Source organism: Mesorhizobium sp. B2-3-4 (assembly GCF_006442315.1).
Classification (GTDB): domain Bacteria; phylum Pseudomonadota; class Alphaproteobacteria; order Rhizobiales; family Rhizobiaceae; genus Mesorhizobium.
On sequence record NZ_VFVY01000008.1, the window covers coordinates 165,694 to 182,673 of the forward strand.

Here is a 16,980-nt window from a genome sequence, read left to right on the forward strand (position 1 = left end):
TCCGATGCCCCAGACCAACAAGAGGTTGGTCTGGGCGGTCGTCCCCCGCCTGAAAGACAAATTAGGCAGCAGCCTGCTCGGCGAGCTTCTTGGCGATCTGCTTCTTCAAGAGACGCGCGCGCTGCGACAGTTCCTTGACGTCGGCCTTGGCCAGGAAAGCATCGAGGCCGCCGCGATGTTCGACCGAACGCAGCGCGTTGGCCGAGATGCGCAGGCGCACATTCTGGTTCAGCGCTTCCGAAATCAGTGTCACATTGACGAGGTTCGGCAGGAAACGACGCTTGGTCTTGTTGTTGGCGTGGCTCACATTGTTGCCGGTCATGACTGCCTTGGCAGTGAGTTCGCAGGTGCGGGACATGGTTCTAACCTTCAGTTCTCTCGGGACCTGCCAAACATTCAAGCCCACGCCGGGTGGCGCGCGGTTCTGGTCAGGCGGCCTTATGGAAAAAGTTGGCGTTCCATAGTTGCATTTCACCGGGGCGTCAAGCTCCGGCTTCGCCACGGAAGCGCCCGGCATTTCATATTAAGGCCGGATTTCATCCTATAAGCAGTCCCATAGGGACACGCCAGACCGGAGCCGCCCGCCTCCGGCCGACAATCAAGGATACGATCCCGCCATGCCTCGTTTGCCTTTCGCGCTTTTTGCCGCGCTTGCCATCGCCTTGCCGTCCGCCGCCTCGGCGGCCTCGCCGCAGTCCTTCAAGGGCGAATACACAGTGTCGTTCCTCGGCCTCTCGATCGCCAGGTCGACTTTCTCCAGCAGCTATCAAAATGGCGTTTACGCGATCAACGGCACCGTCTCCGCGGCGGGTCTGGCCAAGCTGTTCGACGACACGCGTGGCACGATCTCGTCCAAGGGTACGATCTCCGGGCAGAAGATGGTGCCGCAGGCGTTCCGCGCCGATTACACGTCCGGCAAGAAAGTGTCCGCGATCGACATCCGCTTTGCCAATGGCAATGTGACGTCGACGCAGGTCATCCCCGCACCCGGCAAGCGCGATCCCAAGGCCTGGGTGCCGCTCGGCGCCGGCGATCTGGCATCGGTGCTCGATCCGATGGCCGCCACCGTCATCCATGCCGACAGCCTCGACAAGGTCTGCGGCCGCAAGGTCAAGTTCTATGATGGCGAGATGCGCGCCGACCTGACGCTGACCTACGCCTCGAAGGGAACGATCTCGGTGCCGGGCTATAAGGGCGACACCGTCACCTGCCAGATGGGTTTCGAACCGGTCGCGGGCTATCGCAAGGGTCGCAAGGCGCTCAATTACCTCAAGAACAAAAGCCGCATGATGGTGACGTTTGCACCGCTCGGCCAAACCGGCGTATATGCGCCGATCCACGCCACGGTCGGAACGCAGATCGGCACCTTGACCATCAGCGCCGGACGTTTCGAAGCGGTACAATAAGGCACGCCCGGCAGCAGAAGAGGGCGCGCCACGGGAGAAAAAATGGGGCGCGCAACACTGATCGGCTTTTCGGCGGTCGCCATGTGGGCGTTGCTGGCTTTGTTGACGGATGCGTCCGGCAAGGTGCCGCCTTTCCTGCTGTCGGCGATCACCTTCTCGATCGGCACCGGTGTCGGGCTCGTCGCCCGACTGTTCATGCCGGCTGCCGGCAAAAGCCAAAACATCCCCCCTCAGGTCTGGGTGATCGGTATTGCCGGCCTGTTCGGCTACCACTTCTTCTACTTCACCGCGCTGCGCAACGCGCCGGCGGTGGAGGCAAGCCTGATCGCCTATCTCTGGCCGCTGCTGATCGTGCTCGGCTCGGCACTGATGCCGGGCGAGAAACTGGCCTGGAACCACGTCGTCGGCGCGCTGCTCGGCCTTGCCGGCACCGTGCTGATCGTCACCAAGGGCGGTGCTCTCGCCTTCGATGCCCGCTATGCCTTCGGCTATGCCATGGCCGTGGTCTGCGCGGTGCTGTGGTCGTCCTATTCGCTGTTGTCGCGGCGCTTTCCTTCGGTGCCGACCAGCATCGTCACCTGGTTCTGCGCGGCCACTGCCGTGCTGTCGCTCGCCTGCCACCTGGCGCTCGAGGAAACGGTTCTGCCTGAAGGCGCCGGCCAGTGGCTGGCCGTGCTCGGGCTCGGCCTGATGCCGGTGGGTGCCGCCTTCTATGCCTGGGACATCGGCGTCAAGCGCGGCAACATCCAGGTGCTGGGCGCGGCGAGCTACGCGGCGCCGCTTCTGTCGACGCTCGTGCTGATCGCGGCCGGCGTCGCCGAGCCGTCGCTGCGCATCCTCGCCGCTTGCCTGCTCATCACCGGCGGGGCGGCATTGGCGGCAAAGTCGCTGTTCCTGCGCAAACCGGCCGCAGCCGAGAGTGGAGCCAAGGCATGATGCCGTTTCCAGGTGGTATCGATGCCAACGCCAATGCGACGCTCATCTTTTCGCTGGTTGCGGCGGTCATCTACGCCTTCACCTCGGGGATGCCGCCGACGCTGGCCCGCTCGGCGGCAAAGACGATCGCCGTGGCAATGCTCGCCGTGCTGGCCGGCATGCAGGGCGGCCCGACGCTCCTGATCGCGGCCCTTGCGCTGAGCGCCGTCGGCGATGCCTTCCTGTCGCGCGACGGCGAAAAGGCGTTTCTGGGCGGGCTGGGCAGCTTTCTCCTCGCCCATATCGTCTACGTCGTCCTTTTCCTGCGCAGCGGCGAGGGCATGGGCGTGCTCGGCGCCGAGCCCTGGCGCGGAGCAATCGCGGTTGCGATGGCTGTGTTCGCGGTCGTCATGCTGGCGGCGCTCTGGCGCCGCGTTGGCCCTGGCCTGCGCATTCCGATCGCCTGTTATGTCGTGGCGATCCTGGCGATGGGCATGGCGGCGCTGACGACAGGCAGCGCCTGGCTGATTGGCGGCGCCCTTCTGTTCATGGCCTCGGACGGTTTGCTGGCGGTGGAAAAATTCCTGGTGGCCGCGATCTCGCCGCATCGCACCTGGATGCGCCTTGGCATCTGGGCGCTCTACTACGCGGCTCAGCTCACCATCACGCTGGGTTTTCTTTTGCGCTAGGATTGCGCCGGCCGCCAGCCCGGCTCGGCCAGTTCGAAAGCGGCGAAATCAAAACCCGGCGCCACCGTGCAGCCGACCAGCGTCCAGTCGCCGAGGCTGTGCGCCGATTGCCACCAGCCGGTCGGGACGACGATCTGCGGCCGCTCGCCGCCGGCGAGTTCATTGCCCAAAACCTGCTCGATCACCTGAGCGGAGCCGCCGTCCTCCCACATGGACAGCGCCAGTGGAGCGCCGGCATGGAAATGCCAGACCTCGGCGGCGTCCTTGACCCTGTGCCAGGCCGAGACCTGATGCTTCTCCAGGAGGAAATAGATCGCGGTCGAGTGGCCGCGCTGGCCGCCGGCCGCGTCGCGAAAGGTTTCCGCGTACCAGCCGCCCTCGGGATGCGGCTTCAACCCGAGTGTCGCGATGATTTCGGCGGCGGTGGTCAATGGCATTCCTACTGTATGGGCGCGTGGTCAGAAATTGTCCTTGCGCTTGCGAATCTCGGCGAACACCTCGGCATCCCCGGCTTTTTCCATGCCGAGATGCTTGCGGATCGCCGGATCGTGCCAGCGCAGGAAGGGGTTGGTCGACAGTTCCTCGCCGATCGTCGTCGGCAGTGTCGGCTTGTTGTCGAGCCGCAGCGCCTCGATCCGGGCGGCGCGCTCCTTCAAGGCCGAATTGGTGGGGTCGACGGTCAGCGCGAAACGGGCATTGGCGAGCGTGTATTCGTGGCCGCAATAGATGATCGTCTCGGCGGGAAGGGCCGCGAGCTTTTTGAGAGATTCGTACATTACCGGCGGTTTGCATTCGAACAGCCGGCCGCAACCCAGCGCAAACAGCGTGTCGGCGGTGAACGCCACTTTCGATGTCGGCATATGGTAGGAGACATGGCCGGCCGTATGCCCGGGCGTGGCGATCACCTCGATGCGTTCATCGCCGAGATGCAGGACGGAGCCTTCCTCGACGGTTTCGTCGATGCCGGGGATCTTGGCCTTTTCCGCTTCCGGGCCGACGATGCGCAGCTTGAACCGCTCCTTGAGCGCCAGATTGGCCTCGACATGATCGGCATGGTGATGCGTGGTCAGGATAACAGTCGGCGTCCAGCCCGTGCGCTTGATCGCGGCCAGGATCGGCGCTTCCTCGGGGGCGTCGATGATCGCGGTCTGCCCGCTTTTGCGATCATGCACCAGCACGCCGAAATTGTCGGTGCGGCACATGAACTGTTCGATTTCGACCGGCATCGCGTCTCTCCATCCTGTCGCCGAGACATAGGACGCCCGGGCGCGGATGTCATCCACGGGATGAAGAATGTCATTGGCGATGACGGCCGCGCGGGTGCCTTTGTTGAATCCGGCCGACATCGCGGCTACATCCCTCCCATGCATTCCGACATCGTCGACCTTCGCTCCTTCTATTCGACAACGCTCGGGCGGTTCGCCGAGCGCTCGATCACCATGGCGCTGTCGTCGATATGGGCCACCGTCCCCAACGAACGGCTGGTCGGCCTGGGATACACCTTGCCCTGGCTGGAGCGCTTCGGCACCGATGCCGAACGGGTCTTCGCCTTCATGCCGGCAACGCAAGGCGCCGTGGTCTGGCCGGCGACCGGGCCGGCCGCGACCGCCCTGGTCTTCGACGAGGAACTGCCGCTGGTCGATTCCTGCATCGACCGCATGCTGCTCGTCCATTCGCTCGAACATGTCGAGAACCCGCGCGAGACGCTGAACGAGATCTGGCGGGTGCTGTCGCCGGCGGGGCGCGTCGTCATCGTGGTGCCCAACCGGCGCGGTGTCTGGGCGCGTTTCGAACACACGCCGTTCGGAAACGGACGGCCCTTCTCGCGCGGGCAGCTCACCGAATTGCTGCGCGAGGCGAATTTCACGCCGGCCGCCTGGTCGGATGCCCTGTTCTTCCCGCCATCGCGGCGGCGCTTCATGATGCGTTTCCACAATGTGCTGGAGCGTGCCGGCCGGCGGCTGTGGCCGATCTTCTCCGGCGTCATCGTCGTGGAGGCGCAGAAGCGGCTCTATCAGGGCGTGCCGGTGGTCCAGCGCGCTTCCCGCCGCGTCTTCGTGCCTGTGTTGTCGCCGCATGGCGCGACGCGTCTCGGCCGCCGGGCTGAAACCGGGGGCGGCGCGTCTTCGGCTCGCCAGGTGAAACCTTCGTGATCTCGGATGGAAACTTGCCCCGCGCGGCTTTTGCCGGCCTATCTGTCGTGGTGAACGCGCGTCCTGGTTGATATGCGGATGCCTTCAGTCTTCTCCATCCGGTTTCAGCATCGCTTCTGAACGCAAGGACTTTGGCTATGGCCGATCAACCAGACAACGCCACCCGGCCGGTCGCGGCTGTCGAAGCCAGCAGCCTGCGTGACCAGGTGGCGACGCTCAGGCAGGCGCTGGCCGGATCGCCGGTCCGCAAATGGTTGCTGTGGACTTCGCTCGGCATCATGGCCGTCATCATCGCGACGTCGATCGGCCAGGTGCTGCTCAACCGCTGGAACCAGCCTTTCTATGATGCGCTCTCGCGCCGCGACATGGCCGCCTTCCTGCACCAGCTCATGATCTTTGCCATGATCGCCGGCGGACTGCTCGTGCTCAATATCTGCCAGACATGGCTCAACCAGATGATCCGGCTGAAGCTGCGCGAGGCACTGACACTGGATTTGATCGATCAGTGGATGCGGCCGGCGCGCGCGTTCCGGTTGGCCAATGCCGGCGCCATCGGCGTCAATCCAGACCAGCGCATGCAGCAGGACGCCGCGCATCTGTCCGACCTGTCGACTGATCTTGGCGTCGGCCTGCTGCAATCCTTCATCCTGCTCGCCTCTTTCGTCGGCGTGCTGTGGCAGCTGTCTTCGGGCTTCGTGTTCCATGTCGGCGGCTGGTCGCTGGCGATACCGGGCTACATGGTCTGGGCCGCATTCCTCTATGCCGGCATCGCCTCCTGGCTGAGCTGGCTGGTCGGCCGGCCGCTGATCCGCCTCAACAGCGACCGCTACACGCGCGAAGCGGAGCTGCGCTCCTCCATGGTGCGGGTCAACGAGAATGTCGACGCCATCGCGCTCTACCACGGCGAGGCCGACGCCAGGCGGCGGCTCGAGCTCGATCTCGGCACGGTGCTGGGTTCCATGCGGCGCATCTTTACCGCCCAGATCAATCTGTCCTGGGTGACCGACACCTATGGCTGGATCACCGTGGTGGCGCCGATCCTGGTTGCCTCGCCAGTCTATTTCTCGGGCGATATCAGCTTTGGCGGGCTGATGATGGCGGTCGGCGCCTTCAACCAGGTGCATTCGTCGTTGCGCTGGTTCATCAACAATATCGGCAGCATAGCCGATTGGCGCGCCACGCTGATGCGCGTCGCGGACTTCCGCATCGCGCTCGACGAAACCGACGTGCTGCACGACAAGGAGAAGCGGATCTCCTTCGATGAGAACGCCGATGGCAGCCTGACCTTCGAGAAACTCCAGGTGGCCTCTCCGGAGGGCTGCACCAAGCTCTCCGACCTGCATGTCGAAATCCATGCCGGCGAGCGTGTGATGATCACCGGCGAGCCCGGCGCCGGCAAGACGCTGTTCTTCCGGGCCATTGCCGGCCTGTGGCCATGGGGAAGCGGGAAGATCGGCATGCCGGCGGGCGAAACGCCCGTCTTCGTGCCTCGTGTTCCGTATTTCCCCGCCGGCACACTACGTGAGGTTCTCGACCATCCCTATGGTGCCGATCCGGCAAGCGATGCCGATATTTCGGCGGTGCTTGCCGAAGTCGGCCTTGAGCGTCTGTCATCCTCGCTCGACCGCTCGGCCCGCTGGGAGCGCGAGTTGGGCGACGACGAACAGCGATCGCTCGCCTTCGCCAGACTGGCCTTGCGCAAGCCGAAATGGGTGATCATCGATGAAGCGATGGATGCCTTCGACGGCCCCTCGCTGAGGCGGGTGCTGTCGCTCATGGACAAGCATCTGAAAGGCGCCGCAATCATCAATATAGGACGCGGCCTGCACAACAATCAGTTCTTTCCGCGTTCCCTGACCATCGTGAAGGATACCGGCGCACCGGCGCTCAAACCCGCCCGCGTCAGGGCAGGCGCCATCGAACCGCCGCCGGTCGCGGCTCGTCGCAAGAAATAGAAGGGAACGGCCCAGGCGCCGGCCACAAGCTTTATTTCGCCGCGATCGCAGGCGACTGTTGTGGTCGAAACATCGCTTGGGCTGGCCATGCTTGATATTATGAGCCTGCTTGCCTGTCTGGCTTGCGCCGAGGCCGCTCCGGTTCCTTCCGTGCCGGGCAGGCTGGCCGTCGACGTCGAACTGGTGCTGGCGGTCGATATCTCGCTGTCGATGGACGAGACGGAGTTCGCCCTGCAACGCGCCGGCTATGTCGAGGCGCTGCGGCATGCCGATTTCATCCAGGCGGTCCGTTCCGGCCATACGGGCCGCATTGCGCTCGCCTATTTCGAGTGGGCCGGCACGGTGCGCGACGACGCGGTCATCGGCTGGCAGGTCATCGATAGCGCCGAGAGTGCCAACAACTTTGCCGACAAGCTCGCGGCCCGCGCTTTCCGGAGTTTCCGCGGCACTTCGATTTCAGGCGCGCTTGCCTTCGGCGCCGGGCTTTTCGACAGGACCAACTTCCAGGGCGAACGCAGCGTCATCGACATATCGGGCGACGGCCCCAACAATATCGGGCCGCCGGTCACCGCCACGCGCGATGCGGCCATTGCCAAGGGCATCGTCATCAACGGCTTGCCGATCCTGATCAAGCCATCGCCGACGTTCAGCCATCTCGACAGCTATTATGCGCAATGCGTGACCGGCGGACCCGGTTCCTTCGTGCTGCCGATCCATGCCGCCGCCGAATTCTCGACGGCGATCCGTCGCAAGCTGATCCTCGAGGTCAGCGGCGTTCAGGACAAGCCGGTGATTACGCCCATCGGCATGGAAACGCCGGTCGATTGCCTTCTGGGGGAACGCGACCGGCGGTTTCTGTCTGATCCCTATTTCCCGGAACTGGACCGATAGGCTGGCCTGCTTCAGGCGGGCCGGGTGCCGAACTCGGTGCGGAATTTGTTGGAGAGGTCGCGGCGCCAGCGCCGGCCCTGGACATAGCCTCTGGCCAGTTCCGGCAAGGAGTAGCCGAGCGCCTTCGACGAGCGATTGGCCATGTAGCCTTCGAACGCCTCCGGTATCCGGCCCCTGAGAATATCGGCGATGATCTGCCGCGCGATCATGTAGGGCGGGATCTGCGGATAGGAGCGGGCGATATGCGGGTGCTTGCCCATCAGGTTCGCATAGGCTTCGACGTAGCCCGCCCGGCGGCCAGAGATCGAATTCTGCGAATTGTACTTCGTCCAGTCGATATCTCCCGACAGTTGCGCGCCGAACCGTAGCGCCAGGCGCAACAGCAATTCTCGGTCCTGCATGCGGGTTATATCGCTGTCGTAGCCGCCAATCTCCAGCAGGGCTTCTCGGCGGGCCGATATTGCGGAGCCGGCGATGAAGATCGTCTGCGCCACAAGCGTCCGCTCCAACAGCATCGGGCTGACGAAGGTCTCTGGATTGACGCAATTGGTGGTGCGGCCGCTCTTCAAAGAGACAAATGAGCTGAGAAGCACCTGAAGGGCGGGATTGTCGTCAAACCAGGCCAAGGTGCGCTCAAGCCGATGCGGCAGGTAGACGTCGTCGGAATCGAGAAACGTCACCACCGGCGCGCGCGCCCGCTCGATGCCGGCGTTCCTGGCGGCGTTGGCGCCACGCCATTTCGCGCCGACATAGACCAGCCGCGGATCGCTGATGCGCGCCAGCGCCGCCTCGGTTCCGTCGGTCGAGCCATCGTCGACGACGATATGCTCGAAGCGCGACATGCTCTGGGCAAGCACGCTGTCGATCGCGCGCAGCACTGTTTCGCGCCGGTTATGGGTCGGCGTGATGACCGTGATGAGAGGCGCCATGTCAGCGGTCCTGGCCATGTCAGCTATGACCGACATGGACAGGCACGAGTTCCGGTTCGTCCCGGACCAGGCCGAACGCCATGGCCGCCTGGCCGAAAAAAACCAGCGTGCAAAAGGACAATCCGACGAGAAGGGCGAACGGAATTTGCCAGACCGGCATTCCGAGTTGCGACGCATGCGCAAGGATGCGTCCGCTTACACGGCGGGACATCGAAAACCAGCGCCTCAGCGCTTTCAGCACGCGTCGGGGCCGTGAGGCCGATTCCAGCGCCACATATTTCCGGTCCGCATCGCGGCCGGTGACCAGAGCGCGCCAGAAGAAAAACCGCCAGCCGCGCGGGGGATAGTGGCTCGCCCGTGCATTGACCCTGACGAAATCATGTCCGCTTTCCCGCAACTGGCTGGTCAGCAGCGTGCAGGAAACCTTGAACCCGTTGCTGGCCGGATAGGGGTGGCTGGCCAGCCAGCTTCTGCGAAACGCGCAATTGTTGGCGTTCATCGCCCGCCTTGAAGCGAAACGCTGATCACCGTCGCGCAGCGGGAAGAACCATAGGAGAGCAAAGGTCCGCGAGGCGAAATCGTCATGGCCGAGATAGGTGTAGCCACTTACGGCAATCGTCTTGGGGTCTTCCATCGGCTTGAGAAGCGCGGACAGCCAGCCATCTTCGGTCACCGTGTCGGAATCGCAGTAGATGACGACATCGCCATCTGCCAACGCGGCACCGGCATTCTTCAACTGATAGTACCGGCCGCCGGGACAGGCGTTGAAAAGCATAGTCGCGGTCGTTGCAAGCAGCGGGACGAGTTCAAGGATGCGTTGCTGGAGAAGCCGTGTGTCGGTGTCCTGTCCGCTGTGAACCACGACAACCTGCGGTCTGGGATAATGGCCGACCGTCGTCGTGCGCTCTATTTCCCGCGCCAAGGCAGTCAGCGAAATGCCAATTTCATCCTCGTCGATGGAACTGGCATTCTCCATTTCAACAACGATCGAATATGTCTGCTTCTTCGGTTCCATGCTCCGCCCGCATCTATCCGGCGCGACGCTACAAAGAACATGCCGCTGTGTCACCACATCCTGCACAGTTCAACCTGTTCGAAACGACGAATTTCTGACCTGGCGCCCCAATAGCAACACCGCTGCGGGACCAGAAAGCCTGCAAACCCAGCACGATCGAAGCTGATTCGCTCTGTCGCACCGGTACCGTTCTTATTATCCGGGAGGTAATCGAATTGCGTGTGCTGTCTTGGCAATGTGCGGTCGTGAAGCCGGCAACCGGCTTCGAACACAGGAGTTCCGCTATGACCGCTTATGCCGTTGCCCATATGCATCAGGCCACGATGGGCCCGCAGATCATCGAGTATCTGCACCGAATCGATGCCACGCTGGAACCTTTTGGCGGCCGGTTCCTGATCCACGGCGGCAATCTGGAGGTGGTCGAGAACGACTGGCCGGGCCATCTGATCGTCATCGAATTCCCTGACCGCAAGCATGTGCGCAACTGGTACGATTCGCCCGCCTACCAGGCGATCCTGGCGCTGCGGACCAACAATTCGCAATCGGATGTGGTGTTCGCGGACGGCGTCGACCACCCGCACAAGGCTACCGATGTCCTGGAATAGCGGTGTGTCGGAGCCGAAGCCTTAGAGCGGTTCAGCGCTTGGTGGAATCGCTGACCCGCTCTAACTCTTTGTTTTTGCGCAACTCCCAAGGGCAAGCGTTACGCGCTTGTCCCGGGAAAACCGTTACACACCTGTCCTGGAGTTGCTCTAGCGCCTCAGCAAAAACACCGCCTGCTGGCCGAAGAAATTCCAGAACCACCACGGCATCGACAAGCCGATCTTCTGGCCGCTGGCGTCGAGCGCGGTCGCCTTTTCCACCGTCGCGCCAAGCTCCTCGCACAGATTGACGAAGTCGCGGATGGTGCAGAAGTGGATATTGGGCGTGTCGTACCAGGAATAGGGCAGATCCTTGGTCACCGGCATGCGGCCCTTGACGAACAGCGACAGGCGCACCCGCCAATGGCCGAAATTGGGGAAGGACACGATGGCGTGGTTGCCGATCCTGAGCAGTTCGTCGAGCACCAGCTTCGGATTGCGGGTGGCCTGCAGCGTCTGAGACAGGACGACGAAGTCAAAACCCTTGTCGGGATAGAATTCGAGATCCTTGTCGGCATCGCCCTGGATGACGCTGAGGCCGCGCGCGACGCATTCGTTGACGCCGCGCTGCGACAGTTCCAGGCCGCGGCCGTCGATCTGCTTGGTTTCCTGCAGCAATTCGAGCAACGAGCCGTCGCCTGAACCCACGTCGAGCACGCGTGACTGCGGCGGGATGAGGTTGGCGACGACCTCGAGGTCGACGCGCTGGCTGCCGTTGACGCTCATGGCTTCGCCTCCTGAGTGGCGCATGGCCCCGATCGGAAAAATCCGCAACTTTTCGGGGTCATGCTTCGCCTTTCTGTTTGGCGCATGACCCTGGTCCGAAAAGTCCGCAACTTTTCGGGGGTCATGCGTTGAGCCCCCTGGCGCGCGCGGCCGAGCCGATGAAGCCTTTGATGGCGGCAAACAGTTCGGGCTCGTCGAGCAGGAAGGCGTCGTGGCCGCGGTCGGTCTCGATCTCGACGAAGGACACCGATGCGCCGGCGGCGTTGAGCGCGTGTACGATCGAGCGGCTCTCCTCGGTCGGGAACAGCCAGTCCGACGTGAACGACACCAGGCAAAAGCGGGTTTTCGTGCCGGCGAAGGCGTCGGCCAGGCGACCGCCATGATCGGCGGCAAGGTCGAAATAATCCATCGACCGCGTCATGTAGAGATAGGAATTGGCGTCGAAACGGTCGACGAAAGTCATGCCCTGGTGGCGAAGATAGCTCTCGATCTGGAAGTCGGCGTCGAAGCCGAAGGTCAGCGCTTCGCGGTCCTGCAGATTGCGGCCGAATTTGCGGTGCAGGGCCGCCTCCGACAGATAGGTGATATGGGCGGCCATGCGCGCCACCGCCAGCCCTTTTTCCGGGCGCTTGCCGTGCTCGAAATATTTGCCGCCATGCCAGTCCGGATCGGCCATCACAGCCTGCCGCCCGACCTCATGGAAGGCGATGTTCTGCGACGAATGGCGCGCGCCGGTGGCGATCGGCAGTGCCGAAAAGACCCGTTCGGGATAGCTCGACGCCCATTGCAGCACCTGCATGCCGCCCATCGAACCGCCCAGCACGCAGAACAGTTTCTCGATGCCGAAATGGTCGACCAGCATCTGCTGCGCTCGCACCATATCGCGAATGGTGATGACCGGAAGGTCGAGCCCATAGGGCTTGCCCGTGGCGGGATTGGTCGAGGCCGGTCCGGTGGAGCCCAGGCAGCCGCCGATGACGTTGGAGCAGATGACGAAGAAACGGTCGGTGTCGATGATCTTGCCGGGGCCGATCAGCACTTCCCACCAGCCCGGCTTGCCGGTCACCGGATTGGTGTTGGCGACATGCTGGTCGCCAGTCAGCGCATGGCAGACGAGGATGGCGTTGGAGCGCGCATCGTTCAGAACGCCATAGGTCTGGTAGGCGATCTGGAACGGTGACAGCAGCGTGCCGGCATCGAGCCGGAGCGGCTTGTCGGGCCCGAAACGCAACACCAGGCTCGACGGATTGTCGACCTCGTTGTTGGACCTTGCTGCGCGCGGAGCGGCCATTCTCAATCTCTCTTGATGCATCGATTGTTGCGAAAATCCAGTTTCGCGGCGCCGATGCCGTCGTCCGGCCGGCAGCGGACAATAAAAAACCGGCATTGCCTTCGCAAAGCCGGTTACGTCGCGCAAACGGCCCTTTAGCGAATTGTTTAACGTGGCTGCAAGCCGACCGGCCAAATCACCACGGAACTGTCCACGTCCTTCTAGAACCCGCCCGCCTCGGCGTCAATGGCGGCTATCGGCACCACTGCCACCTCTCGACATTGTGTGCCATGGCTTGTATTTCCGCTGCGGCTTCCGGATGGAGGCGCCTTTCGACGGATTTTGCGAGACATGAACCAGACACCGGATCAGGCACGTCCGACCCCGCGCGCGGGCATCATGGACATAGACGCCTACGTGCCGGGAAAGAGCACGGCGCCCGCCGGCGTCGCCAAGGTCCACAAGCTGTCGTCGAACGAGAATCCGCTTGGGCCTTCGCCGAAGGCGATCGAGGCGGCGCGTGAGGTCGCGGCAAAGCTCGACATCTATCCAGACGGCACCGCCCGGCGGCTGCGCGAGGCGATCGCCGAGGTCCATGGTCTCAATCCGCAGAACATCATCTGCTCCAACGGATCCGATGAGATACTGGGCCTCCTGGCGCAGACCTATCTGGCGCCCGGCGACGAGGCCATGTTCACCGAACACGCCTTCATGGTCTACAAGATCTATATCCAGTCGGCAGGCGCCACGCCGGTCGTCATCAGGGAGACCGACGAGCGCGCCGACATCGATGCGATGCTGGCGGCCGTAACGCCACGCACGAAAATCGTTTTCCTGGCCAATCCCAACAACCCGACCGGGACTTATGTGCCGTTCCAGGAGGTGCGCCGCCTGCACGCCGGACTGCCGAAAAACGTGCTTCTGGTGCTAGACGCGGCCTATGCCGAATATGTCCGCCGCAACGATTACGAAGCAGGCATCGAACTGGCCGGCAGTGCCGACAACGTGGTGATGACCCGCACCTTCTCCAAGATAGGCCTCGGCGGGGCGCGCATCGGCTGGATGTATGGGCCGATGCATATTGTCGATGCGATCAACCGCGTGCGTGGCCCCTTCAACGTCAACGCGACGGCCATCGAAGCAGGCATCGCCGCGATCCGCGACCGCGCCCATGTCGAGCGCAGCGTGGCGCACAACGAGACCTGGCTCAACTGGCTGAGCGCAGAGATGACCGGGCTTGGGTTGCGGGTGACGCCTAGCGTCGGCAATTTCCTGCTCATCCATTTTCCCGACGACAACAAGCATTCGGCAGCCGCGGCGGATGATTATCTGAGCGCGCGCGGCTATATCTTGCGGCGCGTTTCCGGCTACGGCTTTCCCAACGCGCTGCGCATGACCGTCGGCACCGAAGAGGCCAATCGCGGCGTCGTCGCCGCGCTCACCACATTCCTGAAAAGCTAGAACGCCCAAGAAGCTGGAACGCCATGACATCTCCGATGTTCGAAAAGATCGCGCTGGTCGGCATCGGCCTGATCGGCTCGTCGCTGGCCCGTGTCATCCGGCGTGAAGGCCTGGCTCGCCATGTCGCGGTCTCGACCCGCAGTGCGGCGACGCTCAAACGAGCCGAGGAACTGGGTCTCGGCGATTCCTACACCACCGATGCCAGGGAAGCGGTGCGCGATGCCGATCTGATCATCGTCTCGGTGCCGGTGGGCTCGTCCGGCACGGTGGCGCAGGAGATCGCGCCGGCGCTGAAGAAGGGGGCGATCCTCACCGATGTCGGTTCGACCAAGGCTTCGGTCATCGCGCAGATGCAGCCGCATGTGCCCGACGGTGTGCATTTCATTCCCGGCCATCCCCTGGCGGGCACGGAAAAATCCGGCCCGGATGCCGGGTTTGCCGATCTGTTCGACAATCGCTGGTGCATCTTCACGCCGGTGCCGGGCACCGATCCCGAGGCGCTCGAAAAGCTGTCGGAATTCTGGCGCCGCTGCGGCGCCAACATCGACACGATGGACCCGCAGCATCACGACATGACGCTGGCCATCGTCTCGCATCTGCCGCACATCATCGCCTACAACATCGTCGGCACCGCCGACGATCTGGAATCGGTGACCAAGACGGAAGTGATCAAATATTCGGCTTCCGGTTTTCGCGATTTCACGCGTCTGGCCGCCTCGGACCCGACCATGTGGCGCGACGTCTGCCTGCACAACAAGGACGCCATCCTGGAAATGCTGGCGCGGTTCTCGGAAGACCTCGCCTTCCTGCAACGGGCGATCCGCTGGGGCGACGGCGACAAGCTGTTCGACCTGTTCACCCGCACCCGTGCGGTGCGTCGCTCGATCATCGAGGCCGGGCAGGACATCGACGTACCGGATTTCGGCCGGCAGGCCGTCGAACACCCGGCGAAGGGTTAAGTTGTTTCAGGCCAGGTCGCGGCAACCATCGCCAGTGTTTCGGCCCTGTCGGGGGCTCCGAGCCTGCCGCCGAAGCGCAGGCATTTGAGCGCGGCGGCGGCACTGGCGAAGCGCAGCGCATGCTCGACCGGCATGCTTTCCGCGAGCCCGACGGCAAAAGCGCCGTGAAAGACGTCACCGGCTGCCAGCGTGTCGACCGCCTTGACCCTCGGTGCCTCGACATGGCGGGCCGATCCGGCATTTCGATCGAACCACCAGGTGCCCGCCGCACCGCCGGTCACCGCGACAAAGGCGTCGGTGCGCGAAGCGAGATCGGCGCAAGCGGTCTCCAGATCCAGAGCCTGGCCGCAGATGATGCGGACCGCCGGCTCCGAGGCGACGATATGCGAAGCCAGCGGCAATAATTGCTCGAGTATTGGCAAAGGAGCCGTATCGGCGTCGAGGATCGCCGGGCGCCCCGCTTCCCGTGCCGCCGTCAGCGCCAGGGCCGAGGCGCCTGGCCAGCGCACATCGGCGAGCACGGCATCGAATGCCGTGACGTCCGTGAACGGCAAAGCGTCGGGATCAGCCTGCGCAAGCGGGTCATAGAACGGCACGATGATACGCTCGCCATGCAGGTCGACCAGGATCGAGGCCAATGCCGAGCGCGCGCCGGCGACGCGGCGCACATGGCTGCAGTCGACGCCTTCGGCCTCAATGCCTGAAATCAGCTGATCGCCGACCGCGTCGTCGCCGGCGCTCGCCCAGAGCGACACCTGGGCCCCCAGCCGCCGCGCGGCGCAGGCTGCGCTGGTGGCCATGCCCGAAGCGATCTGGACGCCGTCACTGGCGATGAATTTTCCCTGATGGTGGGGCAAAGTATCGACACGCAGGATCGTATCCAGCGTCAGGGCTCCGACACTCAGGAGCTTCACGGGGTTTGCCATGGCGGCGCTACTGCACCGGCTTGATCTTGCCCAGCGGGATGAAACCCAGCGAGGCCTTGCCCTTGACCACTTTCAAGGGCATCGACGGTTCGCTGCCGAGCAGCGCCAGGGCGGCAAAACCCTGCTCGATCGCATTCTTCTGCTCGGGTATGGCGCCGGCCAGGATAGACGCCACGGCTTTCGGATCCTTGATGCGGATCATCAGATCGGCGTCGACCAGGCCCTCGGTGTCGACCGACAGCGGCCCGGAAACGGTGACGCGCGCCGTCCCCGACGACAGATCGAGGTTGCGGATCTCGATCTTCTGGCCGCGCAGGCTTTTCACCTGCGTGCCGATCAGCGCGACGCCGTTCTTGAGGGATACGTCGCCGCTGGCATCGAGCGCCGGCAGCACCCGCCCGCCGATCGCGTCCGGATCGATCTCGAGGTCGCCAAAGCTGCCGACATAGTCGAGATCACCGTTGTTGGGCTGCAATTGGCCGGATGCCTTGCCGGCGCTGAACAGTTCCACCGGATCGGTGTCGTCAGCCGGGTCGGTCTGGCCCGACAGGCCGTCGGCCTGCAGCGATACACGCTGCGGCAGCGGGTACCACAGTTTGACGTTGGCCTGCAGATTGTCCCAATCGATCCACAGCGGCATCATGCCCGGGACAGAAGTCCTGAGCGGACCGCGCAGATTGGCAACCGGGGACAGGGGTTGGATAAGCTGGGCGACGGCGTTGAAGGAGCCGGCGGAGGCGGCGATGTTCCTGGCGTCGTCCTCATAGGCGAGATTGTCGCAGGAAACGGTGAAGCTCAAGGGATAACCGCTGACCTGGAGATTGGCGCAGCCAGCCTCGACGCCGCTCTTGTTGAGCGTGGCGACCGCCTTGTCGGCTTCGCTCCTGACCTTGTCCGCCATATAGAACCAGCCGCCGCTGTAGAGCGCGAACAGCACAAGGACGAACGCAGCCAGCCAGAACAGGGGGCGGCGGCGCTTCGGCTGGCGTTCGTCTGATGACGTCATGCTGTGATTCTCGTTCAGCTATCGGTGTTGCGGCGGGC

General features: G+C 63.6%; 18 protein-coding genes and 1 riboswitch. Of the genes, 9 read left to right on the forward strand and 9 right to left on the reverse strand.

Annotation, left to right across the window (positions count from 1 at the left end):
- Window positions 1–61 precede the first annotated feature (61 nt).
- The gene (gene rpmB / locus FJ967_RS14610) at window positions 62–358 is read right to left on the reverse strand and encodes a 50S ribosomal protein L28 (protein WP_140732523.1); all 297 of its coding nucleotides are present in this window, start codon (window positions 356–358) and stop codon (window positions 62–64) included.
- 259 nt (window positions 359–617) lie between these two features.
- On the opposite strand from rpmB, the gene FJ967_RS14615 reads away from it, so the two are divergent.
- From FJ967_RS14615 to FJ967_RS14625, 3 genes are read left to right on the forward strand one after another with little or no spacing between them, the layout of a single operon-like run.
- Window positions 618–1,406, forward strand: coding sequence for a DUF3108 domain-containing protein (locus FJ967_RS14615; protein ID WP_140732524.1), 789 nt, complete (start codon window positions 618–620; stop codon window positions 1,404–1,406).
- Window positions 1,407–1,448: 42 nt separating this feature from the next.
- Complete coding sequence (locus FJ967_RS14620; protein WP_140732525.1) at window positions 1,449–2,342, forward strand: EamA family transporter; 894 nt, start codon at window positions 1,449–1,451, stop codon at window positions 2,340–2,342.
- A complete protein-coding gene (locus FJ967_RS14625; protein ID WP_140732526.1) occupies window positions 2,339–3,010 on the forward strand; it encodes a lysoplasmalogenase in 672 nt (223 codons plus the stop codon). Before FJ967_RS14620 ends, FJ967_RS14625 begins: the two co-directional genes overlap by 4 nt.
- On the opposite strand, the gene FJ967_RS14630 is transcribed toward FJ967_RS14625, so the two are convergent.
- Together FJ967_RS14630 and gloB are read right to left on the reverse strand one after the other, a co-directional pair.
- Window positions 3,007–3,441 (reverse strand): cupin domain-containing protein, encoded by a 435-nt coding sequence (locus FJ967_RS14630; RefSeq protein ID WP_140732527.1) that lies wholly within the window; start codon window positions 3,439–3,441, stop codon window positions 3,007–3,009. The two genes, FJ967_RS14625 and FJ967_RS14630, sit on opposite strands and share 4 nt — an antisense overlap.
- A 27-nt stretch (window positions 3,442–3,468) precedes the next feature.
- Window positions 3,469–4,236, reverse strand: coding sequence for a hydroxyacylglutathione hydrolase (gene gloB, locus FJ967_RS14635; RefSeq protein WP_140732627.1), 768 nt, complete (start codon window positions 4,234–4,236; stop codon window positions 3,469–3,471).
- 138 nt (window positions 4,237–4,374) lie between these two features.
- Between gloB and FJ967_RS14640 the strand changes: the two genes are divergently transcribed.
- The 3 genes from FJ967_RS14640 (at window position 4,375) to FJ967_RS14650 (ending at window position 8,009) form a co-directional block, all read left to right on the forward strand.
- Entirely contained in the window at window positions 4,375–5,163 is a 789-nt protein-coding gene (locus FJ967_RS14640) for a methyltransferase domain-containing protein (RefSeq protein WP_140732528.1), read from the forward strand.
- A 137-nt stretch (window positions 5,164–5,300) separates the two neighbouring features.
- Window positions 5,301–7,118, forward strand: coding sequence for an ABC transporter ATP-binding protein/permease (locus tag FJ967_RS14645; RefSeq protein WP_140732529.1), 1,818 nt, complete (start codon window positions 5,301–5,303; stop codon window positions 7,116–7,118).
- An 87-nt stretch (window positions 7,119–7,205) separates the two neighbouring features.
- Window positions 7,206–8,009 (forward strand): DUF1194 domain-containing protein, encoded by an 804-nt coding sequence (locus tag FJ967_RS14650; RefSeq protein WP_140732530.1) that lies wholly within the window; start codon window positions 7,206–7,208, stop codon window positions 8,007–8,009.
- Window positions 8,010–8,020: 11 nt separating this feature from the next.
- Here FJ967_RS14650 and FJ967_RS14655 read toward each other — a convergent pair whose 3' ends face one another.
- Together FJ967_RS14655 and FJ967_RS14660 are read right to left on the reverse strand one after the other, a co-directional pair.
- Window positions 8,021–8,938 (reverse strand): glycosyltransferase family 2 protein, encoded by a 918-nt coding sequence (locus FJ967_RS14655; RefSeq protein WP_140732531.1) that lies wholly within the window; start codon window positions 8,936–8,938, stop codon window positions 8,021–8,023.
- 19 nt (window positions 8,939–8,957) lie between these two features.
- Complete coding sequence (locus FJ967_RS14660; protein WP_140732532.1) at window positions 8,958–9,953, reverse strand: glycosyltransferase; 996 nt, start codon at window positions 9,951–9,953, stop codon at window positions 8,958–8,960.
- 284 nt (window positions 9,954–10,237) lie between these two features.
- Between FJ967_RS14660 and FJ967_RS14665 the strand changes: the two genes are divergently transcribed.
- Window positions 10,238–10,558, forward strand: coding sequence for a DUF1330 domain-containing protein (locus FJ967_RS14665; protein ID WP_140732533.1), 321 nt, complete (start codon window positions 10,238–10,240; stop codon window positions 10,556–10,558).
- 147 nt (window positions 10,559–10,705) lie between these two features.
- On the opposite strand, the gene metW is transcribed toward FJ967_RS14665, so the two are convergent.
- Together metW and FJ967_RS14675 are read right to left on the reverse strand one after the other, a co-directional pair.
- Complete coding sequence (gene metW, locus FJ967_RS14670; protein WP_140732534.1) at window positions 10,706–11,320, reverse strand: methionine biosynthesis protein MetW; 615 nt, start codon at window positions 11,318–11,320, stop codon at window positions 10,706–10,708.
- A gap of 121 nt (window positions 11,321–11,441) precedes the next feature.
- Window positions 11,442–12,611 carry a homoserine O-acetyltransferase gene (locus FJ967_RS14675; protein WP_140732535.1) on the reverse strand — a complete coding sequence of 390 codons (1,170 nt, stop codon included), beginning with the start codon at window positions 12,609–12,611 and terminating at the stop codon, window positions 11,442–11,444.
- Window positions 12,612–12,725: 114 nt separating this feature from the next.
- A riboswitch (SAM riboswitch) is annotated at window positions 12,726–12,803 on the reverse strand.
- A gap of 138 nt (window positions 12,804–12,941) precedes the next feature.
- Here FJ967_RS14675 and hisC point away from each other — a divergent pair.
- Both hisC and FJ967_RS14685 read left to right on the forward strand, forming a co-directional pair.
- Window positions 12,942–14,051 (forward strand): histidinol-phosphate transaminase, encoded by a 1,110-nt coding sequence (gene hisC / locus FJ967_RS14680; RefSeq protein ID WP_140732536.1) that lies wholly within the window; start codon window positions 12,942–12,944, stop codon window positions 14,049–14,051.
- Between the two features lie 23 nt (window positions 14,052–14,074).
- The gene (locus FJ967_RS14685; RefSeq protein WP_181175865.1) at window positions 14,075–15,010 is read left to right on the forward strand and encodes a prephenate/arogenate dehydrogenase family protein; all 936 of its coding nucleotides are present in this window, start codon (window positions 14,075–14,077) and stop codon (window positions 15,008–15,010) included.
- On the opposite strand, the gene FJ967_RS14690 is transcribed toward FJ967_RS14685, so the two are convergent.
- Window positions 15,007–15,936, reverse strand: a complete 930-nt coding sequence (locus FJ967_RS14690) for a sugar kinase (RefSeq protein ID WP_140732538.1) — start codon at window positions 15,934–15,936, stop codon at window positions 15,007–15,009. The two genes, FJ967_RS14685 and FJ967_RS14690, sit on opposite strands and share 4 nt — an antisense overlap.
- 7 nt (window positions 15,937–15,943) lie before the next feature.
- Entirely contained in the window at window positions 15,944–16,942 is a 999-nt protein-coding gene (locus FJ967_RS14695; RefSeq protein ID WP_140732539.1) for a DUF2125 domain-containing protein, read from the reverse strand.
- Between the last annotated feature and the right edge of the window lie 38 nt (window positions 16,943–16,980).